The sequence below is a fragment of the Sphingobium estronivorans genome, assembly GCF_008692605.1.
GTDB lineage: Bacteria > Pseudomonadota > Alphaproteobacteria > Sphingomonadales > Sphingomonadaceae > Sphingobium > Sphingobium estronivorans.
Map to the genome: position 1 here is coordinate 62,206 of NZ_LFCT01000014.1, position 26,489 is coordinate 88,694.

27 protein-coding genes and 2 tRNA genes are annotated in these 26,489 nt (G+C 62.7%); 14 read left to right on the forward strand and 15 right to left on the reverse strand.

The features are described 5' to 3' along the window. Positions 1–85: 85 nt before the first annotated feature. The 7 genes from miaB to F7P65_RS10895 form a co-directional block, all read right to left on the reverse strand. Positions 86–1,435: a tRNA (N6-isopentenyl adenosine(37)-C2)-methylthiotransferase MiaB gene (gene miaB, locus F7P65_RS10865; RefSeq protein WP_150291770.1), complete on the reverse strand. Its 1,350-nt coding sequence runs from the start codon at positions 1,433–1,435 to the stop codon at positions 86–88. A gap of 9 nt (positions 1,436–1,444) precedes the next feature. Then, positions 1,445–2,203 carry a lysophospholipid acyltransferase family protein gene (locus tag F7P65_RS10870; protein WP_150291771.1) on the reverse strand — a complete coding sequence of 253 codons (759 nt, stop codon included), beginning with the start codon at positions 2,201–2,203 and terminating at the stop codon, positions 1,445–1,447. Positions 2,204–2,209: 6 nt separating this feature from the next. Then, a complete protein-coding gene (locus F7P65_RS10875) occupies positions 2,210–2,632 on the reverse strand; it encodes a Fur family transcriptional regulator (RefSeq protein WP_150291772.1) in 423 nt (140 codons plus the stop codon). 127 nt (positions 2,633–2,759) lie between these two features. Then, positions 2,760–3,185 carry a Ros/MucR family transcriptional regulator gene (locus tag F7P65_RS10880; protein WP_150291773.1) on the reverse strand — a complete coding sequence of 142 codons (426 nt, stop codon included), beginning with the start codon at positions 3,183–3,185 and terminating at the stop codon, positions 2,760–2,762. A 113-nt stretch (positions 3,186–3,298) separates the two neighbouring features. Then, positions 3,299–3,778 carry a GNAT family N-acetyltransferase gene (locus F7P65_RS10885; RefSeq protein ID WP_150291774.1) on the reverse strand — a complete coding sequence of 160 codons (480 nt, stop codon included), beginning with the start codon at positions 3,776–3,778 and terminating at the stop codon, positions 3,299–3,301. Next, positions 3,775–4,401, reverse strand: a complete 627-nt coding sequence (gene tsaB, locus F7P65_RS10890; RefSeq protein ID WP_150291775.1) for a tRNA (adenosine(37)-N6)-threonylcarbamoyltransferase complex dimerization subunit type 1 TsaB — start codon at positions 4,399–4,401, stop codon at positions 3,775–3,777. Before tsaB ends, F7P65_RS10885 begins: the two co-directional genes overlap by 4 nt. 88 nt (positions 4,402–4,489) lie before the next feature. Continuing rightward, a complete protein-coding gene (locus F7P65_RS10895; RefSeq protein ID WP_150291776.1) occupies positions 4,490–5,062 on the reverse strand; it encodes a NifU family protein in 573 nt (190 codons plus the stop codon). 118 nt (positions 5,063–5,180) lie between these two features. Here F7P65_RS10895 and F7P65_RS10900 point away from each other — a divergent pair, with 118 nt between their 5' ends. From F7P65_RS10900 to F7P65_RS10910, 3 genes are all read left to right on the forward strand, one after another. After that, the gene (locus F7P65_RS10900) at positions 5,181–5,651 is read left to right on the forward strand and encodes a pyridoxamine 5'-phosphate oxidase family protein (protein ID WP_150291777.1); all 471 of its coding nucleotides are present in this window, start codon (positions 5,181–5,183) and stop codon (positions 5,649–5,651) included. Positions 5,652–5,913: 262 nt separating this feature from the next. Then, complete coding sequence (locus tag F7P65_RS10905) at positions 5,914–7,293, forward strand: DEAD/DEAH box helicase (protein ID WP_150291778.1); 1,380 nt, start codon at positions 5,914–5,916, stop codon at positions 7,291–7,293. A 100-nt stretch (positions 7,294–7,393) separates the two neighbouring features. Next, positions 7,394–10,285, forward strand: coding sequence for a M16 family metallopeptidase (locus tag F7P65_RS10910; protein WP_150291779.1), 2,892 nt, complete (start codon positions 7,394–7,396; stop codon positions 10,283–10,285). Positions 10,286–10,302: 17 nt separating this feature from the next. Here F7P65_RS10910 and F7P65_RS22015 read toward each other — a convergent pair whose 3' ends face one another. Together F7P65_RS22015 and F7P65_RS10915 are read right to left on the reverse strand one after the other, a co-directional pair. Beyond that, positions 10,303–10,467: a hypothetical protein gene (locus tag F7P65_RS22015; protein ID WP_162854599.1), complete on the reverse strand. Its 165-nt coding sequence runs from the start codon at positions 10,465–10,467 to the stop codon at positions 10,303–10,305. Positions 10,468–10,586: 119 nt separating this feature from the next. After that, positions 10,587–11,174, reverse strand: coding sequence for a TetR/AcrR family transcriptional regulator (locus F7P65_RS10915; RefSeq protein WP_150291780.1), 588 nt, complete (start codon positions 11,172–11,174; stop codon positions 10,587–10,589). A 115-nt stretch (positions 11,175–11,289) separates the two neighbouring features. Between F7P65_RS10915 and F7P65_RS10920 the strand changes: the two genes are divergently transcribed. The 4 genes from F7P65_RS10920 (at position 11,290) to F7P65_RS10935 (ending at position 17,627) form a co-directional block, all read left to right on the forward strand. Next, positions 11,290–12,465, forward strand: a complete 1,176-nt coding sequence (locus F7P65_RS10920; RefSeq protein WP_150291781.1) for an efflux RND transporter periplasmic adaptor subunit — start codon at positions 11,290–11,292, stop codon at positions 12,463–12,465. Between the two features lie 3 nt (positions 12,466–12,468). Further along, the gene (locus F7P65_RS10925) at positions 12,469–15,645 is read left to right on the forward strand and encodes an efflux RND transporter permease subunit (protein ID WP_150291782.1); all 3,177 of its coding nucleotides are present in this window, start codon (positions 12,469–12,471) and stop codon (positions 15,643–15,645) included. 6 nt (positions 15,646–15,651) lie between these two features. Further along, on the forward strand, positions 15,652–17,052 hold the full coding sequence (locus F7P65_RS10930; protein ID WP_150291783.1) for an efflux transporter outer membrane subunit: 1,401 nt from the start codon (positions 15,652–15,654) through the stop codon (positions 17,050–17,052). Between the two features lie 80 nt (positions 17,053–17,132). Then, positions 17,133–17,627: a methylated-DNA--[protein]-cysteine S-methyltransferase gene (locus tag F7P65_RS10935; protein ID WP_150291784.1), complete on the forward strand. Its 495-nt coding sequence runs from the start codon at positions 17,133–17,135 to the stop codon at positions 17,625–17,627. A 3-nt stretch (positions 17,628–17,630) separates the two neighbouring features. Here F7P65_RS10935 and F7P65_RS10940 read toward each other — a convergent pair. The 4 genes from F7P65_RS10940 to dapB form a co-directional block, all read right to left on the reverse strand. Then, positions 17,631–17,707, reverse strand: a tRNA-Arg gene (locus tag F7P65_RS10940). Between the two features lie 74 nt (positions 17,708–17,781). Next, on the reverse strand, positions 17,782–18,165 hold the full coding sequence (locus F7P65_RS10945) for a hypothetical protein (RefSeq protein ID WP_150291785.1): 384 nt from the start codon (positions 18,163–18,165) through the stop codon (positions 17,782–17,784). 95 nt (positions 18,166–18,260) lie between these two features. Beyond that, positions 18,261–18,911: an endonuclease III gene (gene nth / locus F7P65_RS10950; RefSeq protein ID WP_150291786.1), complete on the reverse strand. Its 651-nt coding sequence runs from the start codon at positions 18,909–18,911 to the stop codon at positions 18,261–18,263. Between the two features lie 4 nt (positions 18,912–18,915). After that, positions 18,916–19,680, reverse strand: a complete 765-nt coding sequence (gene dapB / locus F7P65_RS10955; RefSeq protein ID WP_150291787.1) for a 4-hydroxy-tetrahydrodipicolinate reductase — start codon at positions 19,678–19,680, stop codon at positions 18,916–18,918. An 84-nt stretch (positions 19,681–19,764) separates the two neighbouring features. On the opposite strand from dapB, the gene F7P65_RS10960 reads away from it, so the two are divergent. Next, positions 19,765–20,463: an NAD-dependent deacylase gene (locus F7P65_RS10960; RefSeq protein WP_150291788.1), complete on the forward strand. Its 699-nt coding sequence runs from the start codon at positions 19,765–19,767 to the stop codon at positions 20,461–20,463. A gap of 83 nt (positions 20,464–20,546) precedes the next feature. Here the strand turns inward: F7P65_RS10960 and F7P65_RS10965 are convergent, their stop codons facing one another. Continuing rightward, entirely contained in the window at positions 20,547–20,738 is a 192-nt protein-coding gene (locus F7P65_RS10965; RefSeq protein WP_150291789.1) for a hypothetical protein, read from the reverse strand. A 142-nt stretch (positions 20,739–20,880) separates the two neighbouring features. On the opposite strand from F7P65_RS10965, the gene F7P65_RS10970 reads away from it, so the two are divergent. The 5 genes from F7P65_RS10970 (at position 20,881) to clpX (ending at position 25,909) form a co-directional block, all read left to right on the forward strand. Next, positions 20,881–20,965: transfer RNA gene (locus F7P65_RS10970), tRNA-Leu, on the forward strand. Positions 20,966–21,032: 67 nt separating this feature from the next. Next, a complete protein-coding gene (tig, locus tag F7P65_RS10975) occupies positions 21,033–22,643 on the forward strand; it encodes a trigger factor (RefSeq protein ID WP_150291790.1) in 1,611 nt (536 codons plus the stop codon). Between the two features lie 161 nt (positions 22,644–22,804). Beyond that, on the forward strand, positions 22,805–23,782 hold the full coding sequence (locus F7P65_RS10980; protein WP_150291791.1) for a glycosyltransferase family 2 protein: 978 nt from the start codon (positions 22,805–22,807) through the stop codon (positions 23,780–23,782). 90 nt (positions 23,783–23,872) lie between these two features. Beyond that, positions 23,873–24,508: an ATP-dependent Clp endopeptidase proteolytic subunit ClpP gene (gene clpP, locus F7P65_RS10985; protein ID WP_150291792.1), complete on the forward strand. Its 636-nt coding sequence runs from the start codon at positions 23,873–23,875 to the stop codon at positions 24,506–24,508. A 132-nt stretch (positions 24,509–24,640) separates the two neighbouring features. Continuing rightward, on the forward strand, positions 24,641–25,909 hold the full coding sequence (clpX, locus tag F7P65_RS10990) for an ATP-dependent Clp protease ATP-binding subunit ClpX (protein WP_022683954.1): 1,269 nt from the start codon (positions 24,641–24,643) through the stop codon (positions 25,907–25,909). 58 nt (positions 25,910–25,967) lie between these two features. Here the strand turns inward: clpX and F7P65_RS10995 are convergent, their stop codons facing one another. Next, positions 25,968–26,225, reverse strand: a complete 258-nt coding sequence (locus F7P65_RS10995; RefSeq protein ID WP_150291793.1) for a hypothetical protein — start codon at positions 26,223–26,225, stop codon at positions 25,968–25,970. A gap of 10 nt (positions 26,226–26,235) precedes the next feature. Between F7P65_RS10995 and F7P65_RS22020 the strand changes: the two genes are divergently transcribed. Further along, a complete protein-coding gene (locus tag F7P65_RS22020; RefSeq protein WP_162854600.1) occupies positions 26,236–26,406 on the forward strand; it encodes a hypothetical protein in 171 nt (56 codons plus the stop codon). The last annotated feature ends 83 nt before the right edge of the window (positions 26,407–26,489 follow it).

The window sequence follows — 26,489 nt, forward strand, 5'->3', positions numbered from 1 at the left end:
GCGAGTATCCATCTCCTTCTCGTTGAGCCTGGCGGACAGGTTCGGAGATGGGTTCCCGTTGCCACGGGAACGACTGGTTTTGGGTTCAAGCGGCCTTCCTCCTGCTGGGTTCGCCGGCCAGACTGTTCGGGCCGGCGCTGATGATGTCGACTTCGATCATGTCGCCGATGCTGAGTTCCGGCGCGGTGACATGAACGGATTGGAGCCATGGCGTCTTGCCGATGAGCTGGCCGGGATGGCGGCCCTTGCGCTCCAGCAAGATGTCGGTGGTGCGACCGACGGTGGCGGCATTGAATTCAACCTGATGGCGGTTGATCAGCGCCTGAAGGCGGGCGAGGCGTTCATCCATTACTTCCGCTGGAATCTGGCCGTCCATGTCAGCGGCGGGTGTGCCGGGGCGCGGACTATATTTGAAGCTGTAGCATTGGGCGTAGCGGACCTGTTCGACGATCCTGAGCGTATCCTCGAACTCGGCGTCGGTCTCTCCCGGGAAGCCGACGATGAAGTCGCCCGACAGCGCGATGTCCGGGCGGGCCTGACGAACGCGTTCGATGATGCGAAGATAGCTGTCGGCGCTGTGGCTGCGGTTCATCGCCTTCAGCACCCGGTCGTTGCCCGACTGCACCGGCAGATGGAGGAAAGGCATCAGCTTGGGTTCGTCGCCATGGGCGGCGATCAGGCCGTCGCTCATGTCATTGGGATGGCTGGTGGTGTAGCGGATGCGCTTCAGGGCGTCGATCTTCGCCAGTTCCCGGGCAAGGCCGTCCATGCCCTGCATCCGGCCCTTGTCATCCTCGCCCGTCCAGGCATTGACGTTCTGGCCGAGCAGGGTGATTTCGCGCACGCCGCCGTCGACCAGCGCCTTCGCTTCGTCGAGGATCGCGGACCATGTGCGGCTGATTTCCGCGCCGCGCGTATAGGGCACGACGCAATAGGTGCAGAATTTGTCGCAGCCTTCCATGATCGTCAGGAAGGCGGTGGGGCGCGCCTGTTTGGTGCGGGCCGGCAGGGCGCCGAATTTCGAGGCGAGCGGCATGTCGGTGTCGACGGCCTGCTCGCCGCGCCCGGCCTTGTCGATGAGGTCGGGCAGGCGGTGATAGGCTTGTGGGCCGACGACGATGTCGACATTGCGGGCGCGGCGCTGGATTTCGCTGCCCTCCGCCTGCGCGACGCAACCGGCGACGGCGATCATCGGACGACTGCCATCCTCGCGCGTCATGCGGCCGATGTCGGAATAGACCTTGTCCACCGCCTTTTCGCGGATGTGGCAGGTGTTCAAAATGACGAGATCCGCCTCGGGGCCGTCGGCGGCGGCGGTCATGCCGCACTCGCCCAGCATCTCGGCCATACGCTCGCCATCATAGACGTTCATCTGGCAGCCGAAGGATTTGACGTGGAATGTCGCTGGAGTCTTTTGGGCGTCGTACCGATTCATGCGGTCCAGCTATACAGGCGGCGCGTTGTTAGGGGAAGGCGGCAGGTGCTTTGTCAGGCTCGCCGCGATCCTTTCCTGCGTTACCGCCGCCAATGCCTTGCGATCCGGGCAGATTGCGGGGTCGAACGGCTCCAGGAAGCGCAGGGTGACATCCAGGCGGCCCTTGCGTTCCAGCAGCTTTTTTGCATTGGCGCCCGCCGGCTCGTTGCTGTGCCAGGCGATTTCGGGCGTGGCCGTGCCATAATCGATATGGACCGGCTGGATTCGCACCGAACGGGGCGGCGGGAGAAGGACGGATAGCAGCGAGGGTTTGAAGGGCAGCAGGCCGGTTCCGTCGCTGGTCGTGCCTTCGGGGAAGAGCGCCACCGGTTGATGCCCGGCCAGTGCCGCGCGCAGCGCGTCGATCTGCGAAGACAGCGCGCCGCGTCGGTTGCGGGCGACGAACAGCGTGTTGTTCTGTGCAGCGAGCCAGCCGATGACCGGCCAGCCCGCTATGCCGTCATGCGCGACGAAGGCGGTGCCGGTCGCGCCGCCCAGCGCCAAAATATCGACCCAGCTCACATGATTGGCGATGATGAAGCTGTCGCCTTGGAAGGGGTGCCCCTCTATCCGCACGCGCGCGCCGACCGAGCGCGCCGCCAGCCCCAGAAAGCGTCGGGGCCAGGGCGATCGTTGCCCGGCAACGCGCCAGAGCAAATGCGGGATCAGGCAGAGCAGCAGGCTGCCGGCCAGCGCCCCCGTGCGCGTCATGCGGCGAAGTCGGGCCAAGCTGCCTCAGTTCTTGCGGTCGAGTGCGACGCCGTACAATTCCATCCGGTGATCGACCAGACGGAAGCCGAGCTTTTCGGCGATCTGCTTCTGCAACTGCTCCAGTTCCGGGTCGACAAATTCTATGACATTGCCGGTTTCGACGTCGATCAGATGATCATGATGGGATTCCGGGGCCGCTTCATAGCGGGCGCGGCCGTCACCGAAATCATGGCGGTCGAGAATGCCTGCTTCTTCGAACAGGCGAACGGTGCGATAGACGGTGGCAATGGAAATGCCCGGATCGATCGCGGAAGAGCGCCGGTGCAATTCCTCCACGTCGGGATGGTCGGTGGCGTCGCTCAGCACCTGGGCAATGACGCGGCGCTGTTCGGTAATGCGCAGGCCCTTTTCATGACAAAGGGCTTCGACGTCGATCTTGCGGTTCATGCAGGCTCACTTAAACTGGAATTTGTGTAATCGGCTGGAGCCTAGCGGCTTTTGCCATAGCGTAAAAGGGGGCGCGCTGCCCGCGCACCCCCTTTTGCATGAGTTGTGCCCCTTTCGGAGACCGGAATTATTTGGCGGGACGGGTACGGCGGCGCTTGGTGCCCAGGCCGATCTTCTTCGCCAGGCTGCGGCGCTGTTCCGCATAATTGGGGGCGACCATCGGATAGTCGGCCGGCAGGCCCCATTTCGCGCGATAATCTTCCGGCGTCATCTGATAATGAGTCATCAGGTGGCGCTTCAGCATCTTCAGCTTTTTGCCGTCTTCCAGGCAGATGATATAGTCGGGCTTGATCGACGAGCGGACCGACACGGCGGGTTCCGGCTTCACTTCCGGCACGACCGCCGGGGTGCTCAGGCCCGAAAGCGCGGCGTGAACATTCTGAATCAGCGTAGAAACGTCAGATACGGCGACGCTGTTGTTGGAGACATGAGCCGCCACAATGTCCGACGTTAAAGTAATGAGCAGTTCGCTCTGTGCGGATTCGGTTTCCATTTATTTTTTCCTGCGAAGGCTATTTGGTAGTGCGACCCGCCCGAGGAAATCATTTCAGGAGCGGTACGGGTCAGCTATACCCATGGTTTCTTTTTGGCAAGAGGCTATTCCGGTTATCTAAGCATATCGATACGAAAACTCAGGGCGTCGTAAAGTTGTCCATCGTTACCGCGATAGTAACCGGGACGACGGTGTACATATTCGAACCCGATCTTTTCATATAGTCTGATTGCTGTATTGGATGCCCTAACTTCCAGATTCATCGACGTAATGCCCCGTCTGCGCGCTGTCTTGAGGCTGTCGACCAGCAGCGTCTCGCCGACTCCCCGTCCGCGCCAGAGCGGACTGACTGCCAGCAGCAGCAATTCGCATTCGTCCAGCACGGAACGCACCAGCGCGAATCCCAGCGGCGCGGCATCGACCCGCGCGATGGTGAGCCATGTGCCGGGCATCGTCATCACGCCCGCCAATTGCGCCAATGTCCATGCCTCGCCATAGGCCGGATCGAAGCCGCGGACCATGACATCCATGGCATCGCTCATCGCATTGCGCTCGCCTTCGTCATAAGTGTCGAGAGTGAGGCCGGGGATCATGGCGCCGTCCGGTCCGCCATGGGGCGCGCATCCGCGTCCCGGCAGTAAATGGGGGAGGGCGGCAGGGCCGGGAGGGCTGCGATCAGCGGATAAGCGGCGGCATTGGGATAGAGGCTGACCGCCGTGCCGTTCCCGCGAGCCGTCACCAGCGCCTCCGCGCCGGTGCCATATAGTATCAGATGGTCGAGCTCCATCGCCAGCGTCGCAATCGGCGTGGAGGCGGGGCTGGTGAGCGGCGTCAGCCCATCGGCGGAAAAACTTTGCCAGAACAACTCGCCATGACCGCCGGTGATGGTGACGGTCATGGGGCCGTTGCCATGGCCTGCCGCCGCCATGGCCGAGATCAGCGAGAGGGCGCCATAGCCGTGCAGCGGCACGCCCCAGGCCAGAGCCAGCGCGCGAGCAGCGGCGATGCCGATGCGCACGCCGGTGAAGCTGCCGGGCCCCACATCGACGGCGATGGCGTCGGCCCTGCCCCCATCCGGCAGGGCGGCGATGGCGGGCAGCAGCGCTTCGGCATGGCCGCGTCCGACGATTTCGTGAAAATGGCCGATGGTCGCGCCGTCATCGAGCAGCGCCACGGACAGCGCCTGCGTCGCGGTGTCGATGACCAATATGCGCAAGGAAGACCCCCGTAATCCGTTCCGCCCGGTGGGCGCCTGAATCAGCGGTTAGTCGATCAGGGCCGGTTTGCCAATCGGCCGCCCGTTCCTAGACGGCCTGAACCTCGGTCACTTCGGGTACATAATGTTTGAGCAATTGTTCGATGCCGTTCTTGAGCGTTGCCGTGGACGAGGGGCAGCCGGAACAGGCGCCGTGCATCCGCAAGTAAACAGTGCCCTTGTCGAAGCCGCGATAGACGATGTCGCCGCCATCATTGGCCACGGCCGGGCGAACCCGGGTGTCGATGAGTTCGCGAATCTGCGCGACGATTTCCGCGTCTTCGGGATCGTCGGCAAATTCCTCCTCTTCCGGCACGAAGATTTCGCCCGCCGAACCCGGTGTGAAGAGGGGCATATTGGCCGAGAAATGGTCGAGCAGGACGGAAAGGACGTCCGGCTTCACATCGCGCCATTCCGAACCCGGCGCGATGGTCACGGAAATGAAGTCGCCGCCGAAGAACACGCCGGTCACATCGCCCAGGCCGAAGAGCGCCGCCGCCAGAGGAGAGGCCTCCGCCTCTTCCGGCGTCGCGAAATCGCGGGTGCCCATTCCCATGACCACGCGGCCGGGAATGAATTTGACGGTGGCCGGATTGGGCGTCGCTTCGGTCTCGATCAACATGCGCGCTATGTGGAGAGAAGAGTGCTCAAGATCAAGCTTTCGTGGTAAATTGGGTGCCGGAACTTCGATTGAGCGCCGTCAATTTGAGTCTTTGGCGAAGACACGATGGAGCAGAGACATGGACAATGAAGCCGACATCCGCCGCCGTTTCTGGACCGAACTGTCCCAGAGCCCGTTTTTGATGGTGGAACTGCAAGGTTCCCATCAGCATAGCATGCCGATGACGGCTCAGCTCGATCCGGGGGCGAGTCATTGTTTCTGGTTCTATACCACCCGCGAAAACCGGCTGGCGGCCGGCGGCCCCGCAATGGCGCAATTCATCAGCAAGGGACATTTCCTGTTCGCCTGCATCGACGGAACGCTGGTGGAGGAGACGGATCCGGCGGTGATCGACCGCTATTGGACGCATGACGTGTCTGCCTGGTATCCCGGTGGGCGGCAGGACCCGCATCTGATGATGCTGCGCTTCAATCTGGGCCGGGCGGAAATCTGGCGGGCCGACATGTCGCTGGGCGGGATGTTCAAGCAGATGTTCGGCGGCGACGTGCGCGAAGAGATGCGCGGCAAACATGTGGAAGTGACGCTGTGACGGCGGTGGCTCCTGACCTTTGCAGGGCCGCTTGCTTTTTTCCGCTTTTCCCATCATAGGCGTTGCAACGCAGCAGTTTGGGCTTCATCGCCCCCTTCAGCGATTGGCAGCGTGATCGCTCCGGCCGGAACAGGCATCGGGGCCGGCCAATGAAAGTCTGCGCCAAGCTTTGAGGCTTCCCATTTCACGCGGGTCGTTTCGTAACCCGCCTTGCGTCCCGGCCATGCCGGATGGCGCCGGGGCTGACTTCGTGAGTTTTTCTATGCAATTTACTGACCTTGGCCTTGCCGAGCCGATCCTGAAAGCGCTGGCCGCCAAGAAATATGCGGTGCCGACGCCCATCCAGAGCCAGGCCATTCCCGTACTTTTGAAGGGCAAGGATCTGTGCGGCATCGCGCAGACCGGCACAGGCAAGACGGCGGCCTTTGCGCTGCCGAGCCTGGACCATTTCGCCCGTAATCCCAAGCCGACGCCGTTGCAGGGCTGCCGCATGCTGGTGCTGTCGCCGACGCGTGAGCTGGCCGCGCAGATCGCGCAGAGCTTCCGCGATTATGGCCGCTTCCTGAAACTGTCGGTGGAGGTCGTCTTTGGCGGCGTGCCGATCAACCGGCAGATCCGGGCATTGGGCCGGGGCGTCGATATTGTCGTGGCGACGCCGGGGCGTCTGCTCGACCTGATCGATCAGCGGGCCTTCACCATCAAGGATACCGAGATTTTCGTACTCGATGAAGCCGACCAGATGATGGACATGGGCTTCATCCATCCGTTGAAGCGCATCGCCAAGCTGCTGCCCAAGGAGCGGCAGAATCTGTTCTTTTCCGCCACCATGCCCTCGGAGATCGAGGCGCTGGCGGCGCAGTTCCTGAACGATCCGGTGAAGGTCAGCGTCGCGCCGCAATCGACGACGGCGGAGCGGGTGCGCCAGCAGGCCACCTTCGTCAACCAGATGGAAAAGCAGGCGTTGCTGAACCTGACGATCAGGAGCGAGGATATCGACCGCGCGCTGATCTTCACCCGGACCAAGCATGGCGCGGATCGCGTCGTGCGCTTTCTGGAGGGCGCGGGGATTCAGGCTGCCGCGATCCATGGCAATAAGAGCCAGGCGCAACGGACGACCGCCTTGCAGGCTTTCCGTCATGGGCATGTGAAGCTGCTGGTCGCGACCGACATCGCGGCGCGCGGGATCGACGTTTCGGGCGTGTCCCACGTCATCAACTTCGAACTGCCCAATGTGCCGGAGCAATATGTGCACCGGATCGGCCGCACGGCGCGCGCCGGAGCGGAGGGGGTCGCCATCAGCTTCGTGGCGGACGATGAACGGCCCTATCTGAAGGCGATCGAACGGGCGACCAAGATCAAGCTCGATATCGTTCCGCTGCCGGAGAATTTCGTGGAGGCGGTCCGCAATCTTCCCAAGGCTGCGCCGCAGCGCAAGGGTCGCGAGCAGACGCCGGAACAGAAGGCCAGGCGGGCCGAAGGGCAGCGCCGCTATCAGGACCAGCAAAAGCAGCAGCCGCGCGGCAATGCCGAGCGGGCGCATCGCCCGGATGGCGATGCCAAGCCAGCCAAGAAGAATGTCCGGCGGCGGCGCGGGGGCGTCGGCGCGCACAAGGGCGCCGTACAGAAGACCGGCGGCCGCTAAGGTCTCTTCAAGGTAAAATGGAAAGAAGGGCGGGACGGCGCGTTCCCGCCCTTCTCTTTGTCAGTGGTCATTCAGGAAAATCTCTTTAGGCTATGGCCTCATGAGCTTTTCCTTCCGGCGTTCTGCCGCTTCGCTGTCCGTCCTCGCTTTGCTGTTGTCGGGCGTTTCCGCGCCGCTGGCTGCGAAAACCGACCCGGTCACGACGTCCACGGCGCCGGGTTCGACCAAGGCGCAGGTCAGGCCGTGGCTCTATGAGAATAGCGATGTGCCGATCGATCCGGCGTGGCGCTTTGGCGAACTGTCCAATGGGCTACGCTATGCGATCCGCCGCAACGGCGTGCCGCCGGGGCAGGTTTCGATCAGGCTGCGGATCGATGCCGGATCGCTGATGGAGCAGCCCGATGAACTGGGCTACGCCCATTTCATGGAGCATCTGAGCATGCGCGGCTCCCGCCATGTACCCGACGGCGAATCCAAGCGCATCTGGCAGCGGCTGGGCGTCACCTTCGGCAGCGACAGCAATGCGCAGACGACGCCGACCGGCACGACCTATGCGCTCGACCTGCCGCAGGCGACGCAGGCGAGTCTGGGCGAGAGCCTGAAAATTCTCGCCGGGATGATGATCGACCCCAATATCGTGGACAGCGCGGTCAATGCCGAGCGGGCGGTGGTGCTGGCGGAAAGGCGCGAGGGCGAGGGGCCGCAGATGCGGATTTCCGACGCCACGCGGCAGCATTTCTTCGCAGGGCAACCATTGGCAGATCACAGCCCCATCGGCACGGTGGCGACGTTGAACGCCGTCACCGCAGCCAAGATGGAAGCGTTCCACCAGCGCTGGTATCGGCCGGAAAATGCGGTGATTTCCATCGCGGGGGACATCGATCCGGCGATGGCCGAGCAACTTCTCAAGGATAATTTCGGGTCCTGGACAGTAGCGGGCAAGGGCGCGCCGCTGCCCGATTTCGGGGAGCCGGATGCGAAGGCGCCCGCGACCAGGGTGACGGTGGAGCCGGGTGCGCCCACCGGCCTGACCATGGCATGGCTGCGGCCGTGGAAGCCGCATGCCGACACCATCGTCTACAATCAGGACAAGCTGACCGACATGCTGGCCCTGCAGATCATCAACCGCCGGCTGGAACAGGCCGCGCGGGGCGGAGGCAGCTTCCTTCAGGCAAGCGCGGATCAGCAGGACATCAGCCGTTCGGCCGACGGTACCTTCATCACCATCGTTCCGACCGGCGACAATTGGGAAAAGGCGCTGTCCGACGCCCGCGCTATCATCGAGGATGCGAAGGATACGCCACCGAGCCAGATCGAGATCGACCGGGAATATGCCCAGATGGACACGGCGTTCGCGATCCAGGTCGAAAATGCCGATACCGAAGCGGGGGCCAAGCAGGCGAGCGATCTGGTAAGTGCGGTCGATATTCGCGAAACCACGGTCAGTCCGCAGGCGGCGCTCGACATTTTCCGCTCGGGCAAGCCGGCGATGACGCCGCAGAAAATATTGGATTCGACGCGGCGGCTGTTTTCGGCGGGCGTATTCCGGGCGATGCTGATTACCGGCAAGGTGATGCCGGGCGTCGATGCGAAACTGGCGGCGGCGGTCGCCGCGCCGGTCAAGGCGGCGACCAATGCGCGGCTGGGCGACAAGGTCGTGACCATGGCCGACCTGCCCAGGCTGGGCGCGCCGGGCAAGGTGGTGTCGCGCACGCCGGTCGGCCTGCCGGGGATGGAGAGCATCGTCTTTTCCAATGGCGTCAAACTGACCCTCTTCGCCAATGATGCCGAGACGGAGAAGGTGCGGATCAACGTCCGCTTCGGTCATGGGCAGCAGGCTTTTTCACCGACCAAGCCGGTGCCGGGCTGGGCGGCGGACTATGCGTTGGTGGCCAGCGGGATCGGGAAATTGGGCCAGCGGGAACTGGATGACCTGACCAACGGGCGGCGCATGGGGATGGATTTCTCCATCGACGACGATGCCTTTGAATTGCAGGCGGTGACGCGCCCGGCGGATTATAAGGACCAGTTGCAGCTCTTCGCGACCAAGCTGTTTGCGCCCGGTTGGGACCCGGCCCCGATTGCCCGGGTCAAGACCGGGGCGGGGGTGGCCTATGACGCGATGGCGCGGGCGCCGGATTCCGTGCTGGCGCGCGATCTCAACTGGTTGCTGCATGACAAGGATGTGCGCTTCCGCACCCCGTCGCGGGCGGAGATTGACGGGCTGACGCCGCAGGCTTTCCGCGCGACATGGGAACCGCTGCTGGCTTCGGGGCCGATCGAGATCCAGATTTTCGGTCAGGTAAAGGCGGACGACGCGATCGCGGCGGTCGCGGCGACTTTCGGCGCTCTGCCGCCGCGGCCCGACGTGCCAGTCCCCGCGGCGAACAAGGCGATGCGTTTCCCGGCCCATGTCGAAACGCCCGTCATCCTGCGGCACAAGGGGGATAAGGAGCAAGCGGCGGCCGTCATGGCTTGGCCTACGGCGGGCGGCTTTACGCTGACGAAGGAGGCGCGGCAGCTCGAAATCCTGACCCAGATCTTCAACGATCGCCTGTTCGACAAATTGCGCTCGACCGAGGGTGCGGCCTATTCGCCCAGCGTCCAGAATAACTGGCCATTTTCCTATGAAAGCGGGGGATATATCCTCGTGACCAGTCAGGTTCGGCCGGATCGCATCAACTATTTCTATGGCGTGGTGAAGGATACGGCGGCGGACCTCGCCAAGAATCCGGTGAGCGAGGATGAGTTGCAGCGCGCGGTCGCGCCGATGCGGCAGTTGCTGATGCGCGCCAGCACTGGAAACGCGTTCTGGATGAACCAGATGGAAGGCGCCACGCATGACGCGCGTTATGTGCAGGCGATGCAGACGATGTCGCAGGACATGCTGACGGTGACGGCTGCCGATATTCAGAAACTGGCCGCCAAATATCTGGTGCCGGGCAAAAGCTGGTCGGCGGTCGTCCTGCCCGAAGGGGTCGCGGCGAAATAAGCGAATGCGTCCCGGCGTCAGGCCGGGACATAGCCTTTCTGTTCCAGAATCTGGCTGTAAAGGCGGACATATTCCATATGGATCGCCCGGATTTCCGGATGGCGCGAACGTTCGGCCAACTGTCGGTTGCGGTCCAGCCGCGCTTCAAAATAGCTGCGGTCGAAAGATGTGCCGAAAATCATGATCATGTCCTGTCGAAAAAGGTTTGAGGACAAAATGCGCCGTCACCGCCCCGGTTTCGGCGGCGCACATGATTTTATGCTGCAATGCGATAAAATGACGGGAAGCTGCGCCCGACCGATCAGCCCATGGCGCGGAGCGCCGCGACAAACATATGGGCCGCCTGTTGGGCGGTGCGTTCCGCGCTGAGTTCAGGTCCGGACAGGCTGCGGTGGCCCAGCCCGAAAATGCAGGCGAGGATGACTTCCTCGGCACCCCTCAACATTTCGCCCGACAGGTTCGGATTGACGGTGCGAACGATATCGCCAAGCGATTTGCGGGCCTGAACGCACATATCCCCAATGCTGTTGCCGACACGAGGGTTGCGGAAACTTTCAGCCAATATGTCGAAGGACAGGGCCTCGTGAGGGTTGTCCGTCACCTCCAGCAACAGCAGTTCGAAGGTGCGTTCCGCATCGATTTCGCCATCCTCCAGCCGTTTTTGCAGGCTGCGGATCAGAGCCTCGCGTTTGCCGGTGTCAGCGGCCGCGATGGCGTCGATAATATCTTCCTTCCCTTTAAACAGCCGATAGATCTGACCGACCGAAACCTGGGCGGCGGCGGCCAGTTCCGACATTGCGGTCTGGTGAAAGCCATGAGCGGCAAACAGGTCGCGCGCTGCATCCAGAATGCGCTCCCTCCCGCTCCGCTCATGTTGCACTGCAACCAAAATTTCGTCCCTCGACTTTTTACTCTTGAACAAATTGTGGCATGTTCGTACTTGCGGTGCAAGCGGAATGAACGTTCATTCCAAATTCTCGAGCATGAAAATGGAGCATCGGCTGATGCAAAAAGGGATTGTTGTGGGGCTTCTGGCCTGCGTTTCCATCGCGGCGCTGGGCGGTTGCGGCGAAAAGCAGCAGCCTGCGCCGCCGCCGCCCGCAGTGGGCGTCGTGACGATGAAGGTCGAATCCGCGCCATTGATGAACGAACTTCCCGGGCGCATCGTCGCTGTGGAAACGGCAGAGGTCAGACCGCAGATCAATGGCGTGATTCGCCGTCGCCTGTTTGCTGAAGGCGCCTATGTAAAGGCTGGGCAACTGCTCTACGAGATTGAGGACGCGCCTTATCGGGCCGCTCTGGGGCAGGCGCAGGGCGCGTTGGCGAGGGCGCAGGCGTCGATTCGCGCGACCGCCCTGCAGGCGCAGCGCTACAAGGATTTGGTCGGCATCAATGCGGTCAGCCGGCAGGAAGCGGATAATGCCGCCGCCTCGGCCCAACAGGCGCGCGCCGATGTCGCGGCGCAACGCGCATCGGTGCAGGCCGCGCAGGTGAACCAGAATTTCACGCGCATCCGGGCGCCGATTTCAGGTCGCATCGGGCGGTCGCTGTTCACGCCGGGCGCGCTGGTGCAGGCCGGGCAGGCGGATGCGCTGGCGACGATCCAGCGGACTGACATGGTCTGTGTCGACGTCACCCAGTCGGCGGCCCAGATCATCGATCTCAAGCAGGCGATGAAGGCTGGTGGCGTCAGTATCGATCAGGGCGCGCGGGTGCAGTTGCTGCTGCCCAACGGCAGTGTCTACCCCATTGAGGGACGGCTGCAATTTTCCGAAGTGACGGTCGATCCCAGCTCCGGCGCGGTGACGCTGCGCGCGACCTTCTCCAATCCGGACGGCCTGTTGCTGCCCGGCATGTATGTCCGCGCCAGGCTGATCGAAGGGCGGCGGACGCGGGCCATCCTCGCGCCGCAACAGGGCATCACGCGCGATCCGCGCGGCCGGGCGACCGCGATGGTGGTCGGCGCCGACAACAAGGTGGAAGTGCGCGAGGTCGAGACCGACCGGCCGGTGGGCGACAAGTGGATCGTCACCAAGGGGCTGAAGACCGGAGACAGGCTGATCGTCGAAGGGCTGGTCAACCTGCGACCCGGGACGGTGGTTCAACCCGGCAGGCCGCAGCAGGTGACGGCCGGCAAGGCGCCGACCGCGCAGACGCCGGTGCATGGCGGGGCGAAATAAGCCATGGCCCGCTATTTTATCGACCGGCCCATTTTCGCATGGGTCATCGCCATTGTCGTCATGCTGGCGGGACTGCTGGCCTTGCGGTCGCTGGCCGTGGCGCAATTCCCGGAAATCGCGCCGCCTTCCGTTTCGATTTCCACCACCTATCCGGGTGCGAACGCGGAAACGCTGGAAAGCACGACGACGCAGATTATCGAACAGCAGCTCAAGGGCATCGACAATCTCCGCTATTTCTCGTCGAGCAGCGATTCCGCCGGCAATCTGAACATCACCCTGACCTTCGAGCAGGGCACCGACGCCGACATCGCGCAGGTGCAGGTGCAGAACAAGCTGGCGCAGGCGACCCCCTTGCTGCCCCAGGAAGTGCAGCAGCAGGGGCTGCGCGTGACCAAGTCCACCTCAAGCTTCCTGATGGTGATGGCGGTCTATGCCGATGACGGCATCCACGACCAGCAGGATGCGGGCGACTTCATCGCCTCGACGCTTCAGGACCCGATCAGCCGGGTCGGCGGCGTGGGCGATACGCAGCTTCTGGGCGCGCAATATGCGATGCGCGTGTGGCTGGACCCCTATAAGATGGCCAATCTGGGCATCACCGCCGGCGATGTGAAGGCGGCCATCCGGGCGCAGAATGCGCAGGTTTCGGCGGGCCAGATCGGCGGCACGCCCTCGCCCCAGGGGCAGGCGCTGAACGCCACGGTCACGGCCCAGTCGCGCCTCCGAACGCCGGAACAGTTCCGCCAGATCATGCTGCGCAGCAACAGCGACGGATCGGTCGTCCATCTGTCCGACGTCGCGCGCGTCGAACTGGGTTCGGAAAATTACAGCTTCAGCGGGCGGTTCAACGGACATCCTGCCGCGGGTTTCGGCATCAAGCTGGCGCCCGGCGCCAATGCGCTGGACACGGTGGAGGGCGTCAAAAGCCGAGTCGCCGAATTGTCCAAGACCTTTCCGGGCTGGGTGAAATATGACTTCCCAGTCGATAATTCGACCTTCGTGAAATTGTCGGTGGAACAGGTCATCCATACCCTGTTCGAAGCGATCCTGCTGGTCTTCGTCGTGATGTTCCTGTTCCTCCAGAACTGGCGCGCCACGCTGATCCCGACCATTGCTGTGCCGGTGGTGCTGCTGGGCTCGCTGGCCATCCTCTACGCGGCGGGCTTCACCATCAATACGCTGACTCTGTTCGGCATGGTGCTGGCCATCGGCCTGCTGGTGGACGATGCTATCGTCGTGGTCGAGAATGTCGAGCGCATCATCCAGGAAGAGGGCCTCAGCCCCAAGGAAGCCGCGAAAAAGTCGATGGACGAGATCAGCGGCGCGCTGGTTGGCATCGGTCTCGTGCTGTCGGCGGTGTTCCTGCCGATGGCGTTCTTCGGCGGGTCGACGGGCGTCATCTTCCGCCAGTTCTCCATCACCATCGTCTCTTCGATGGTGCTGTCGGTCATGGTTGCCTTGATCCTGACCCCGGCGCTCTGTGCGACGATCCTCCAGCCCAAGGGGCATAGCCATCAGTGGACGGGCTTTTTCGGCTCGCGCTTCGGCCGCTTCTTCGACTGGTTCAACCGGACCTTCGACCGCAATGTCGTGCGCTACGGCAACAGGGTGGAAAAGATCGAGCGGCGCTGGGGCCGGACCATGCTGGTCTATGCGCTGATCGTCGTCGGCATGGGGCTGATCTTCCTGCGCTTGCCGGGCGGGTTCCTGCCCGATGAGGATCAGGGGATCATCATCAATCAGATATCCCTGCCGACCGGATCGACGCTGGAGGAAACCGAGCGGACGCTGGCCAAGGTGCGCGACCATTATCTGATCGACGAGAAGAAGAATGTCGCAGCGGTCTTCACCATTTCCGGCTTCGGTTTCGTGGGGCAGGGCCAGAATGTCGGCATCATCTTTACGCGATTGAAGGACTGGTCGGTGCGAAAGGGCGCCGATAACAAGGCTTCCGCCGTTGCCCTGCGCGCCAACCAGGCCTTCCGCAAGATTTCCGCCGGCATGGCAATCGCCTTCGTGCCGCCCGCGGTGCAGGAACTGGGCAACGCGACCGGCTTCGACTTCCAGCTCGTGGATCGAGGCGGGCTGGGGCATGACAAGATGGTGGCGGCGCGCAACCAGTTGCTGGGCATGGCGGCGGCCGACAAGCGCTTGGCGCAGGTGCGGCCCAACGGGCTGGACGATACGCCGCAACTCAAGCTGAACGTCGATCAGGCGGCGGCGGGCGCGCTGGGGATCGCGCAGGCCGACATCAACGACACGATCAGCACGGCGATGGGCAGCAGTTACGTCAACGACTTCATCGACCGCGAGCGCGTGAAGCGCGTCTTCGTGCAGGCCGATGCGCCCTTCCGCACGACGCCTGAATCGATCGGCGCGCTGCATGTGCGGGGCAGCAGCGGCGCGATGGCGCCGATCTCCTCCTTCGCGACGACGCAATGGATTTATGGCCCGGCCAAGCTGGAACGGTTCAACGGTGTGCCTTCCATGCAGATCATGGGCGCGCCCGCGCCGGGCGTTTCGACAGGCGACGCGATGAAGGCCATGGAGGAACTGGCGGGCAAGCTGCCGACGGGCGTCGGCTATGAATGGAACGGCATTTCCTATGAGGAGCAGACCTCGGGCGGGCAGGCGCCGGCGCTTTATGCGCTGTCGATGCTGATCGTGTTCCTGTGTCTCGCGGCTTTGTATGAAAGCTGGTCGGTGCCGATCGCGGTGATGCTGGTGGTGCCGCTGGGCGTGTTGGGCGCGGTGATCGCGGCGACGCTGGTGGGTCTGAACAACGACATTTATTTGCAGGTGGGTCTGATCACGACCATCGGTGTGTCGGCCAAGAACGCGATCCTGATCGTCGAATTCGCCGAAGGAAAGATGCGTGAGGGACTGTCACCGGCAAAGGCGGCGCTGGAGGCGGGTAAGCTGCGCCTGCGGCCGATCCTGATGACCAGCTTAGCCTTCGTCTTCGGCGTGGTTCCGCTGGCGGTGGCGAAGGGCGCCGGGGCGGGTGGTCAGAACGCCATCGGCTGGGCGGTCGTCGGCGGCATGCTGTCCGCAACGATACTCGCGATCTTCTTCGTGCCGGTATTCTTCACCGTGGTGAAGCGGTTGTTCCGCGAACATCATGGCAAGGATGAAACCGGACACGAGGATAGCGCTCCGCTGGCGCCGCAGGAGGCTTAAAGGACAATGAACAAGATCAAGCTCTTCCCGGCCGCTGCTTTGGCCCTGACGCTCGCCGCGTGCGACATGGCGCCCAAATATGTCCGGCCCGCGCTGCCTGTTCCCGAGGCCAGTCCGCAGGGTCCGGCCTATGCCGGGGCGCAGGGGCAGGCGATCGTCCCGGCGGATACGGCGTGGAAGGATTTCTTCGTCGATCCGCGCCTTGGCCGGGTGATCGAGACGTCGCTCGCCAATAATCGCGACCTGCGCGTGGCGCTCGCCAATGTCGAGCAGGCGCGGGCGCAATATAAGGTGCGGCGGGCGGACATATTCCCGACCCTTGGCGCCAATGGCAGCGCGACCTATCAGGACTCGCCCTTTTCCCAGGCGGGGTCGGGGCGAACCGACATCTATTCCGCTTCGGTTGGCGTGTCGGCCTGGGAAATCGACCTGTTCGGGCGGGTACGCAATCTGAGCAAGGCGGCGCAGGAGCAATATTTCGCGTCGGTCGAGAACCGGAACGCGGCGCAGACCGCGCTGATCGCGGAAGTGGCCAATGCGTGGCTCAGCATGGCGGCGGATCAGGAGCGATTGAAGATCGCCCGCGATCTGGAAAAAGCCTTCGGCCAGACGCTGGACCTCACCAGGGCGCGCTTTGCAAAGGGGATCGCTTCGGAACTGGAGGTGAGACAGGCGCAGACCAGTTACGATCAGGCCCGGTCCGACATCGCCCAGGCGACGACGCTGGTCGCGCAGGACCAGAATGCGTTGAACCTGCTGGCTGGAACGACGGTGCCGGCGGACGATCTGCCGATGGCGATGCCGGAGGAGGATGTGACGCTGGCCAATCTGCCGGCCGACCTTCCTTCCACGACTTTGCTCCGGCGGCCGGACATCATGGCGGCGGAGCATCAATTATTGGCGGCCAATGCCAATATCGGCGCGGCGCGGGCGGCCTTCTTCCCCAAAATCTCGCTGACGGCGGCTTTCGGGACGTTGAGCCTCGGCCTTTCCAACCTGTTCAAGTCGGGCAGCGAAAACTGGTCGGTGGCGCCATCGGCGAGCCTGCCCATCTTCGATTTCGGGCGCAATCAGGGCAATCTGCGCTACGCGCGGGCGACCTATGACGCGATGGTCGCAACCTATGAAAAGAGCGTTCAGACCGGCTTTCGGGAGGTCGCCGATGCGCTCGCCCGGCGCGGCACGATGACGGCGCAACTGGAGGCCCAGACTTCGCTGCGGGACTCCGCGCGCGTTGGCTATCGCCTGTCGGAGGCGCGGTTCCGGGCAGGGATCGACGCTTTCCTGACGACGCTGGACGCGCAGCGGACGCTTTATAATGCGGAACAGAGCCTGTTCGCGACGCGGTTGACGCGGGCGACGAACATGGTCGAACTGTATCGTGCCATGGGCGGCGGCCTCCGTTAATCTTTGACCGCAAGCTGCGGGAAGGCAGTTCGTCTGCCGTGCCCTATGGTTCACGCCAGCAATGGTGGAAAGGATAGGACATGAGCTACGCATATAGAATGATCGCGTCGCCGGTCGGCGACCTGACGCTGGTGGCGAGCGAAAAGGGGCTGGCGGCGGTCCTTTGGGAAAATGACGATGCCGGACGAGTCAGGTTGGAACCGCGGATCGAGTCCTGTGCGCATCCCGTGCTCGGTGAGGCAGGACGGCAGCTAAGCGAATATTTCGCCGGGCAGCGGACCGCGTTTGACCTGCCGCTCGATTTCAAGGGCACCGATTTTCAGCGGCGCGTCTGGGAAGCTCTGCTGACCATCCCCTATGGCGAAACGCGCAGCTATGCCGATGTTGCGAGACAGATCGGAAAGCCGTCCGCCTGCCGAGCCGTGGGTGCGGCGAATGGCCGCAATCCCATTTCGATCATCGCGCCTTGCCATCGGGTCGTTGGCACCAATGGAGCGCTGACCGGCTTTGCAGGGGGTCTGAAGGCCAAGCAATATCTGCTTGGGCTGGAAGGGCGATTGTTCGGGGCCATTTAAAAATGGCGCACCCAAGAGGATTCGAACCTCTGGCCTTTGCCTTCGGAGGGCAACGCTCTATCCAGCTGAGCTATGGGTGCGTATCGCTACTGCGAAGGGCCGCTTAGCAAAGCCCAATCGCTCGCGCCAGCACCAAAATCACCTCAGGCCAATCTTATTTCGCCATTTTCTGCATCGGCTGGAATTTGCCAAGGCCGCAACTGGCTCCGCGCTGCAATCCGTTGGTCTGGTAGAGGACCGTGATGATGTCGACCGAGCAGAGTTGCGACAGGCTGGTCTTGTACATGAAGCGCTTTTCGAAGCCCAGGCTGGGGCAGCTGTCGGGCAGCGTGTTCCTGTAGACCTGTCTGCCATTCATGATGAAATCGATGGTGCGGTCGTCGCGGACGTCGGTGGACCGAATCGACGTGATCTGGACGCAGTCGACCGGCTTGCCGACGGGTACGAGATTATCGGGCGCGGACTTGGCAAGCGCTGGGCCCGCAACGCATGCCAGTGCCATGACCAGCGCGAGCCGATGGGTGCGATGGGTGGACATGATGTCTCTCCTTATAACTATAGGGATGACGACGCGCTAACGCTTCATCCGTTATTTCGCTCCGTCTAGCATCGTTTGCCTGAACCGCACGATAATCAGTTCGGCGTTCCGGGAGCCGGCGTCTTGGGCTTGAAGCGGCAGAGGTCAGCCACGATGCAGCGCCAGCATTCGGGCTTGCGCGCCTTGCACACATAGCGGCCATGCAGGATCAGCCAGTGATGCGCATCGCGGCGGAAGGGGCCGGGGACGCGCTTTTCCAGTTTCAGTTCCACCGCCAGCGGTGTCTTGCCGGGCGCAAGGCCGGTACGGTTGCCGACGCGGAAAATATGGGTGTCGACCGCGAATGCCTCCTGCCCGAAGGCGGTGTTGACGACGACATTGGCGGTCTTGCGCCCGACGCCGGGCAGGGTGGTCAATATGTCGCGATCCTGCGGCACTTCTCCATGAAAATCGCGGACCAGGATTTCCGACAGGGCGATGACGTTCTTTGCCTTCGCATTGAACAGGCCGATGGTTTTGATATGCTGTTTCAGGCCCTCTTCACCCAGGTCCACCATCTGCTGCGGCGTGTGGACGTCGCGGAACAGGGCGCGGGTCGCCTTGTTGACGCCGACATCGGTCGCCTGCGCCGACAACACGACCGCGACCAGAAGCTGATAGTCATTGCCATATTCCAGTTCCGTGCGCGGAGCCGGGTTGGCTTCGGCAAGGCGGCTGAAAAATTCGAAGATCTGGTCCTTTTTCACGCGCTTAGAGGCCCAGAACGCCCTTCATGTCATAGCGGCCGATGGGCTGGCCGATCAGCCATTGCGCGCCCTTCACGGCGCCGCGTGCGAAGATGATGCGGCTTTCGGCGCGATGGCCGATCTCGATCCGCTCGCCTTCGGCGGCGAATATCACCTGATGGTCGCCGGCAACCGAACCGCCGCGCAATGCCGCGAAACCGATGGCGCCCTTGGCCCGTGCGCCGGTGATGCCGTCGCGGCCCCGTTCGCTATGATCGGCAAGGGTGATGCCGCGCCCGCGCGCCGCAGCTTCGCCCAGCAGCAGCGCAGTGCCGGATGGCGCGTCGACCTTGTGGCGATGGTGCATCTCGACGATCTCAATGTCCCAATCGTCGCCCAGGCGCGAGGCGGCCTGCTCCACCAGCGCCGCGAGCAGGTTGACGCCAAGCGAGGTGTTGCCGGTCTGGAGGATCGGGATATGCCTGGCGGCCTCGTCGATCAGGGCGTGATGCGCGGATTCAAGTCCGGTGGTGCCGATCAGGACCGGCTTCTGCGCGGCGATGCAGGCATCGAGATGGGGTGACAGCGCGCCGGGCACGGAAAAGTCGATCAGCACGTCGCTCGCCTCCGCCAGCGCGAGCGGGTCGGTCGTGATGGCGATGCCGGGAGCCAGTTCGCCCTCGGCGCTGCGATCGGTGCCTCCGGCGATGTTCAGCCCGGCTTCCTGCGCGATCTGCGCAATGGCGCGCCCCATGCGGCCTGCTGCCCCGAAAATGCCGATGCTGGTCATGGTTCTTTCCTTCTTGTGTCCCGCTGGCCGATGCCAGAGCGGGGGGGCTTTGTCATCCCTTGGCGAACGGCTAGAGAGGCAAGGATGGACGACATTCGCAACATCGTGATCCTGACCGGCGCGGGAATCTCCGCCGAGAGCGGCCTTGCGACCTTTCGCGGGCCGGACGGGCTGTGGGAAGGACATCGGGTCGAGGATGTCTGCACGCCCGAAGCCCTGGCGCGCGATGCGGCGCTGGTGCACCGCTTCTATGACGAGCGGCGGGCGAAGCTGGCGGAGGTGACGCCCAATGCCGCGCATGAGGCACTGGCAGCTCTGGACGCGCAGTGGCCGGGAGAATTGCTGATCGTTACGCAGAATGTCGACGACCTGCATGAGCGGGCGGGCGCCAAACGGCTCATCCACATGCATGGGGAATTGCAGTCGGCGCTTTGCGCGGCTTGCGGAAAGGCGATCCGCTGGATGGAAAGCTTGCCGCCGGCGTCCGTTTGCGATGCGTGCGGGCGCCCCCATTTGCGGCCGGACATCGTGTTTTTCGGTGAAATGCCCTACGAGATGGATGCCATCGACGCGGCTTTGCGGCGGGCCGACCTGTTCGTGTCCGTGGGAACCTCCGGGGCGGTCTATCCAGCGGCGGGGTTCGTACAGACGGCGCTTCATGCAGGGGCGCGGACGCTGGAGCTTAATCTGGAGCCTTCGGCCGGGAGTTTCTATTTCGAGGAAAGCCGCATGGGACCGGCGAGCGAATTGGTGCCAGCATTGGTTCGGGATTTGCTGGCATGACGGGCCATGCGCGAAGGTTCGCGCGGAGGCCCTGACGTCGCATGATCCGAATCGCTTCAGCGGTGCATTTCAGCCGATGTCGATCAGCGGGGCGGAAGTTCCGGGGGAGCGCGGTCGGGCTGATCGAAATCGGGCCTGGCCGGCACGATTTCCGGCGGCTCATTGGCGGGCGTCTCTTCGGGCGTCGCGGGGGCCGGGGTTTCCGGGGGGGACTGCGGCTCGATGATGTCGGGCGGCGGTACGCCGTCGGGGGTGGGAGCGGGTTGGGTGGCCATGGCTGTTTCTCCTCTTTAAAGAGGTACGCGCGGCTTGCGGCAGGGTTCCGAAGCGAGTTATCCACCGGTTGTCCACAGGCTTGACCCTCGGCCCTTGCTTCGGGGCACGCTTTTCTCTATGCCGCGCCGACCGGCGACCGATGCGGGCGTGGCGAAATTGGTAGACGCGCCAGATTTAGGTTCTGGTATCGCAAGATGTGGGGGTTCGAGTCCCTTCGCCCGCACCAGTGCGCCAGACTGATGGATGCGCAGGCGCCAACGAAATTCAGCTGAAGAAAGCGTTTGAGAGAAGAGATGCAGACTGTTGAGACGTTGAACGAGGGGCTGAAGCGCGCCTACACCGTGACCATCACGTCGAAGGACATCGACGCCCGCGTGGAAAAGGAAGTGGCCGCGATCGCGCCGCAGGTTCGCATGCCCGGCTTTCGTCCTGGCAAGGTGCCCGCCAACCTCGTCAAGAAGATGCACGGCGAATCGTTGCAGCGCGACGCGCTGAACAGCTCGATTCAGGACAGCATCCAGAAGCTGATCGCCGACAACAAGCTGCGTCCCGCGATGCAGCCGTCCGTCGAACTGGATGAAGGCTTTGAATTCGGCAAGGATGCCGAGATCAAGGTTGCGCTGGAGGTGCTGCCCGAAATCGCCGCGCCGAGCGTCGAAGGCCTGAAGCTGGAGCGCCTTACCGTCGAAGTCGCCGACGCCCAGGTGGATGAAGCCGCCGGCCGCATCGCGACCCAGCAGGGCGCTCTGGAAGAGCATGCCGCCAGCCACAAGGCGAAGGACGGCGACACGCTGTCCATCGATTTCGTCGGCAAGATCGACGGCGAAGCCTTTGAAGGCGGCTCGGCCGAAGATGTGAAGCTGAAGATCGGCGCAGGCCAGTTCATTCCCGGCTTCGAAGAGCAGCTGGCCGGGGTCAAGAAGGGTGAGGAAAAGGTCATCGCCGTGACCTTCCCCGAAGATTATGGCGCGGCGCACCTCGCCGGCAAGGAAGCGACCTTCGACATCACCGTCAAGGCGATCCTGAACGCCGACAAGCCCAAGCTGGACGATGATTTCGCCAAGTCGCTGGGTCTGGAAGGTCTGGACAAGCTCAAGGAACTGCTGAAGGGCCAGATCGAGCAGGAACATAATGGCCTGACCCGCACCTATATGAAGCGCAAGCTGCTCGACCAGCTCGCCGCTTCGCACGATTTCGACGTGCCGCCGAGCATGGTGGAAGCCGAGTTCAACCAGATCTGGGCGCAGCTTCAGCATGAAGCCGGGCATGAGGAAGATCCGGAAGCGGCGCTGGCCGAAATGGAAGCGGAAAAGGAAGATTATCGCGGTATCGCCGTGCGCCGCGTCCGCCTGGGCCTGTTGCTGTCGGAAATCGGTCAGGCGAATGGCGTGGTCGTGTCGGAACAGGAAATGAACCGCCTGATCATGCAGGCTGCCCAGCAGTACAGCCCCCAGGATCGCGAGCGCTTCGTGCAGTATGTCCGTCAGGACCCGATGGCCGCCGCCCAGCTGCGCGCGCCGCTCTATGAGGACAAGGTTGTCGACTTCCTGTTCGACAAGGCCGAGATCACCGACCGCGCCGTCAGCCGTGAAGAGCTGGAAGCCGCTATCGAAGCCGAAGATGGCGATCTGAAGCCGCACGTCCATGGCCCGGGTTGCGGTCACGATCATGATCATGACGAGAAGCCCAAGGCGAAGAAGGCTGCTGCCAAGAAGAAGGTAGAGGCGGACGACGCCGCTCCGGCTGCTGAAGCGGAAGTTGCCGAAGAGGCGCCCGCCAAAAAGGCCCCGGCCAAGAAGGCGGCCGCCAAGAAGAGCGAGACCGTTGCTGAGGACGCTGCGGCCGAGGACAAGCCCAAGGCCAAGAAGGCTCCTGCCAAGAAGGCTGCCGCCAAGGCTGAATAAGACCCTTTCGGTCTGACTGGATAAGCGCCCGGCTTCGTCAGGAAGCCCGGGCGCTTTTCATATTCCCGCGCTTTTCATTTCGGTTCTGGCATGGCAGACGAAATATTAATCAGGTCCGTTCATGTCGACAGGGGGCAGGGCGCCAAAAAGGTTTGTGGTCGATGAAGGAATTTCCGGCAGTGGACAGCGGGATGGGGATTGCCGCGCCGCGGATCGCGGTCATTCTGCCCTGCTATAATGAAGCGGGCGCCATCGTGCAGACGGTGCAGGATTTCCGTCGCGCGCTGCCTTCGGCGGAAATCTACGTCTTCGACAATAACAGCACTGACGGCAGCCGCGAACTGGCGGCCGGGGCAGGGGCCGTTGTTCGTCGCGTTTCGCAACAGGGCAAGGGCCATGTCGTGCGCCGCATGTTCGCGGATGTGGATGCGGACATCTATATCATGGCCGATGGTGACGCGACCTATGAGGCCGCCGCCGCGCCCAGGATGGTCGCGGCCATGCTGGGCGACAATCTCGACATGGTCGTCGGTTCGCGCAAGAGCGAGATCGAAGAGGCCTATCGGCGGGGGCATCGTTTCGGCAACTGGGCGCTGACCAGCTTGTTGAAGCAGCTGTTCGGGCGCAGTTTCACCGATATTCTTTCGGGCTACCGCGTCTTTTCCCGGCGTTTCGTGAAGAGCTTCCCCGTTCTTTCCGCCGGTTTCGAGATCGAGACGGAAATCAGCGTTCACGCGCTGGAACTTGCCATGCCCGTGGCGGAGGTCGTCACCGCTTATGGCGCGCGGCCGGAAGGCTCGGTGAGCAAGCTCAGCACCTATCGTGACGGCTGGCGCATCCTGCGGACGATCATCACCCTTTACCGTATCGAGCGGCCGATCCTGTTCTTCGGACTGATCGCCGCATTGCTGGCGGCGGCGGGGCTGGTTCTGGCGGCGCCGCTGATCCTGACCTATATGCAAACCGGTCTGGTGCCGCGCTTTCCCACGGCCATATTGGTGACCGGCCTCATGATTCTCGCCACGCTTTCGGGAATGTGCGGGCTGATCCTCGATACCGTCGTGCGCGGGCGGCGGGAGGTCCGGCGGCTTGCCTATCTGGCCTTCAAGGCGCCGGCCGATTTTGCCCGGCGCGACTGACCGGACCCTAGCGTTTCACGCGACCCCTTGAACGATCTGTCTTTTGTCCCGATGTAGGGTTGGGCAAAAGCAACACCCTGAAAGAGCAAAATGACCGATATCATGTCCGATCCCATGGCCGCTCTGGTCCCCATCGTCATCGAACAGTCGAACCGGGGCGAGCGCAGCTTCGATATTTATTCACGCCTGTTGCGCGAGCGGATCATCTTCGTGACCGGGCAGGTCGAGGATCACATGGCCTCGCTGATCGTCGCCCAGTTGCTGTTCCTTGAGTCGGAAAACCCGAAGAAGGACATCTGGATGTACATCAACTCGCCCGGCGGCGTGGTGACGTCCGGCATGGCGATCCACGATACGATGAAATATATCCGTCCGCAGGTCGGCACGGTCTGCATCGGCCAGGCGGCTTCGATGGGCAGTTTCCTGCTCGCCGCCGGGGAGCCGGGGAAGCGCATCGCGCTCAGCAACGCGCGCATCATGGTGCATCAGCCTTCGGGCGGCGCGCAGGGCATGGCCTCCGACATCGAGATCCAGGCGAAGGAGATCCTGCGAATCCGCAGCCGCCTGAACAATCTCTATGTTCAATATACCGGCCGTTCGCTGGAGGAAGTGGAACGGGCGATGGACCGCGACACTTTCCTAGAGGCGGAGGAAGCCAAGGCGTTCGGTCTGGTCGATGAAGTGTTCGACCGCCGCCCGGCGCTGCCGGAAACGACCGAAGGCTAAAACAGAGGTTTACCGCACGCGCCCTTTTCTCCCCTTGTGAAACGGGCGCGTCGCGGTCTAGGATGATCCTAGGACCACCATATCCCTCGGGCGGGCGACTGTTCGCCTGAAAGAGGGAAGAGAGATTGGCGAATGACTAAGCTTACGGGCTCCGATTCTAAAAGCACGCTTTACTGCTCCTTCTGCGGCAAGTCGCAGCATGAGGTGCGTAAGCTGATCGCGGGGCCGACCGTGTTCATCTGCGATGAGTGCGTGGAACTGTGCAACGACATCATCCGCGAGGAGACCAAGGGCGGTCTCGTCGGCAAGAAGGATGGCGGCGTGCCGACCCCGCAGGAAATCTGCGATGTGCTGGACGATTATGTGATCGGCCAGAACCGGGCGAAGCGCGTCCTGTCGGTCGCTGTCCACAACCATTACAAGCGGCTCAACCACGGTACCAAGCCGGGCGAGGTGGAACTGGCCAAGTCGAACATCCTGCTCGTCGGGCCGACCGGCTGCGGCAAGACGCTGCTGGCGCAGACGCTGGCCAAGACGTTCGACGTGCCCTTCACCATGGCTGACGCCACCACGCTGACCGAGGCGGGCTATGTCGGCGAGGATGTCGAGAATATCATCCTGAAGCTGCTTCAGGCGTCCGACTATAATGTCGAGAAGGCGCAGCGCGGCATCGTCTATATCGACGAAATCGACAAGATCAGCCGCAAGGCGGAAAATCCGTCGATCACCCGCGATGTTTCGGGCGAGGGCGTGCAGCAGGCGCTGCTCAAGCTGATGGAAGGAACGACCGCTTCGGTTCCGCCGCAGGGCGGGCGCAAGCATCCGCAGCAAGAGTTCCTTCAGGTCGACACGACCAACATCCTGTTCATCTGCGGCGGCGCGTTTGCGGGTCTGGAAAAGATCATCGGCGACCGTCTGGAAGCCAAGTCGATCGGCTTCGGCGCGCATGTGGCGGCACCGGAGGAGCGCAAGACCGGCGAACTGCTGCGGCAGAGCGAGCCGGAGGATTTGCTGAAATTCGGTTTGATCCCCGAATTTGTCGGTCGCCTGCCGGTGATCGCGACGCTGGAAGATCTGGATGTGACCGCGCTGGTCAAAATCCTGGTCGAGCCGAAAAATGCGCTGGTGAAGCAATATGCGAAGTTGTTCGACATGGAAAATGTCGAACTGAGCTTTACCGATGATGCGTTGACCGCGATCGCCAAGAAGGCGATCGAGCGCAAAACGGGCGCTCGCGGCCTGCGTTCGATCCTGGAGGCGATCTTGCTGGATACCATGTTCGATCTGCCTTCGATGGAAGGTGTGGGCGAAGTCGTGGTCGACAAGGATGTGGTGGCCGGGAGCAAGGAACCAATTCGCGTATTCAGCGAAAAGGACAAGCGGGCCGAAGACGCCGCCTGACCGGAACTCATTAAGCATTAGAAATAAAAGGGCCGGCGAAATTCGTCGGCCCTTTTTGCTATGTTGTGCCATCGCACAAAATTTTGCGGCGCAAAATTATATTACTGTAAAATTCCTGCATCACGAAAAAATGAATTAAATCGAATAGATAATTCGAATTCTCAGCGGTTTCGGCGGCGACGCCGCTCTGTGTCACGGCAATGCGGGGGCCTGGACCTTCGATACGATTGACGGATTCCAGAACAAGCATGCGGCCAATTTCGTCTACAGCAATGCCAACACCGGCAATCCCAGCGACGCGGCGGTCAACTTCCATTATATGAGCTATGCCCTCGGCCTGCAGGACCGCTGGCCGTCCGCGCTACATCTCAATCGACGGCACCGCGCTATCCGACATTATCCTAACCAATTTCGACAAGGGCCGTTCCTATGCCGGTACCGTGCGTTTCGACAAGTCGTTCAATTTCGGTCTGGCGATCAGCGCCGCCTATAGCTGACAGGATGTGAAGGACAATGCGGCGGCCACCTCTTCGCAGGCAACCTCGCTGTATCGCTACACCGTCTTCGCCGATCCCAACCC

Coding starts and splice junctions, on each gene's coding strand:
- miaB (WP_150291770.1), bottom strand. CDS start 1,435: ATGAATCGGTACGACGCCCAAAAGACTCCAGCGACATTCCACGTCAAA.
- F7P65_RS10875 (WP_150291772.1), bottom strand. CDS start 2,632: ATGAACCGCAAGATCGACGTCGAAGCCCTTTGTCATGAAAAGGGCCTG.
- F7P65_RS10880 (WP_150291773.1), bottom strand. CDS start 3,185: ATGGAAACCGAATCCGCACAGAGCGAACTGCTCATTACTTTAACGTCG.
- F7P65_RS10885 (WP_150291774.1), bottom strand. CDS start 3,778: ATGATCCCCGGCCTCACTCTCGACACTTATGACGAAGGCGAGCGCAAT.
- F7P65_RS10895 (WP_150291776.1), bottom strand. CDS start 5,062: ATGTTGATCGAGACCGAAGCGACGCCCAATCCGGCCACCGTCAAATTC.
- F7P65_RS10900 (WP_150291777.1), top strand. CDS start 5,181: ATGGACAATGAAGCCGACATCCGCCGCCGTTTCTGGACCGAACTGTCC.
- F7P65_RS10905 (WP_150291778.1), top strand. CDS start 5,914: ATGCAATTTACTGACCTTGGCCTTGCCGAGCCGATCCTGAAAGCGCTG.
- F7P65_RS10910 (WP_150291779.1), top strand. CDS start 7,394: ATGAGCTTTTCCTTCCGGCGTTCTGCCGCTTCGCTGTCCGTCCTCGCT.
- F7P65_RS22015 (WP_162854599.1), bottom strand. CDS start 10,467: ATGATTTTCGGCACATCTTTCGACCGCAGCTATTTTGAAGCGCGGCTG.
- F7P65_RS10920 (WP_150291781.1), top strand. CDS start 11,290: ATGCAAAAAGGGATTGTTGTGGGGCTTCTGGCCTGCGTTTCCATCGCG.
- F7P65_RS10925 (WP_150291782.1), top strand. CDS start 12,469: ATGGCCCGCTATTTTATCGACCGGCCCATTTTCGCATGGGTCATCGCC.
- F7P65_RS10930 (WP_150291783.1), top strand. CDS start 15,652: ATGAACAAGATCAAGCTCTTCCCGGCCGCTGCTTTGGCCCTGACGCTC.
- F7P65_RS10935 (WP_150291784.1), top strand. CDS start 17,133: ATGAGCTACGCATATAGAATGATCGCGTCGCCGGTCGGCGACCTGACG.
- F7P65_RS10945 (WP_150291785.1), bottom strand. CDS start 18,165: ATGTCCACCCATCGCACCCATCGGCTCGCGCTGGTCATGGCACTGGCA.
- dapB (WP_150291787.1), bottom strand. CDS start 19,680: ATGACCAGCATCGGCATTTTCGGGGCAGCAGGCCGCATGGGGCGCGCC.
- F7P65_RS10960 (WP_150291788.1), top strand. CDS start 19,765: ATGGACGACATTCGCAACATCGTGATCCTGACCGGCGCGGGAATCTCC.
- F7P65_RS10965 (WP_150291789.1), bottom strand. CDS start 20,738: ATGGCCACCCAACCCGCTCCCACCCCCGACGGCGTACCGCCGCCCGAC.
- tig (WP_150291790.1), top strand. CDS start 21,033: ATGCAGACTGTTGAGACGTTGAACGAGGGGCTGAAGCGCGCCTACACC.
- F7P65_RS10980 (WP_150291791.1), top strand. CDS start 22,805: ATGAAGGAATTTCCGGCAGTGGACAGCGGGATGGGGATTGCCGCGCCG.
- clpP (WP_150291792.1), top strand. CDS start 23,873: ATGACCGATATCATGTCCGATCCCATGGCCGCTCTGGTCCCCATCGTC.
- clpX (WP_022683954.1), top strand. CDS start 24,641: ATGACTAAGCTTACGGGCTCCGATTCTAAAAGCACGCTTTACTGCTCC.
- F7P65_RS10995 (WP_150291793.1), bottom strand. CDS start 26,225: ATGGAAGTTGACCGCCGCGTCGCTGGGATTGCCGGTGTTGGCATTGCT.
- F7P65_RS22020 (WP_162854600.1), top strand. CDS start 26,236: ATGCCCTCGGCCTGCAGGACCGCTGGCCGTCCGCGCTACATCTCAATC.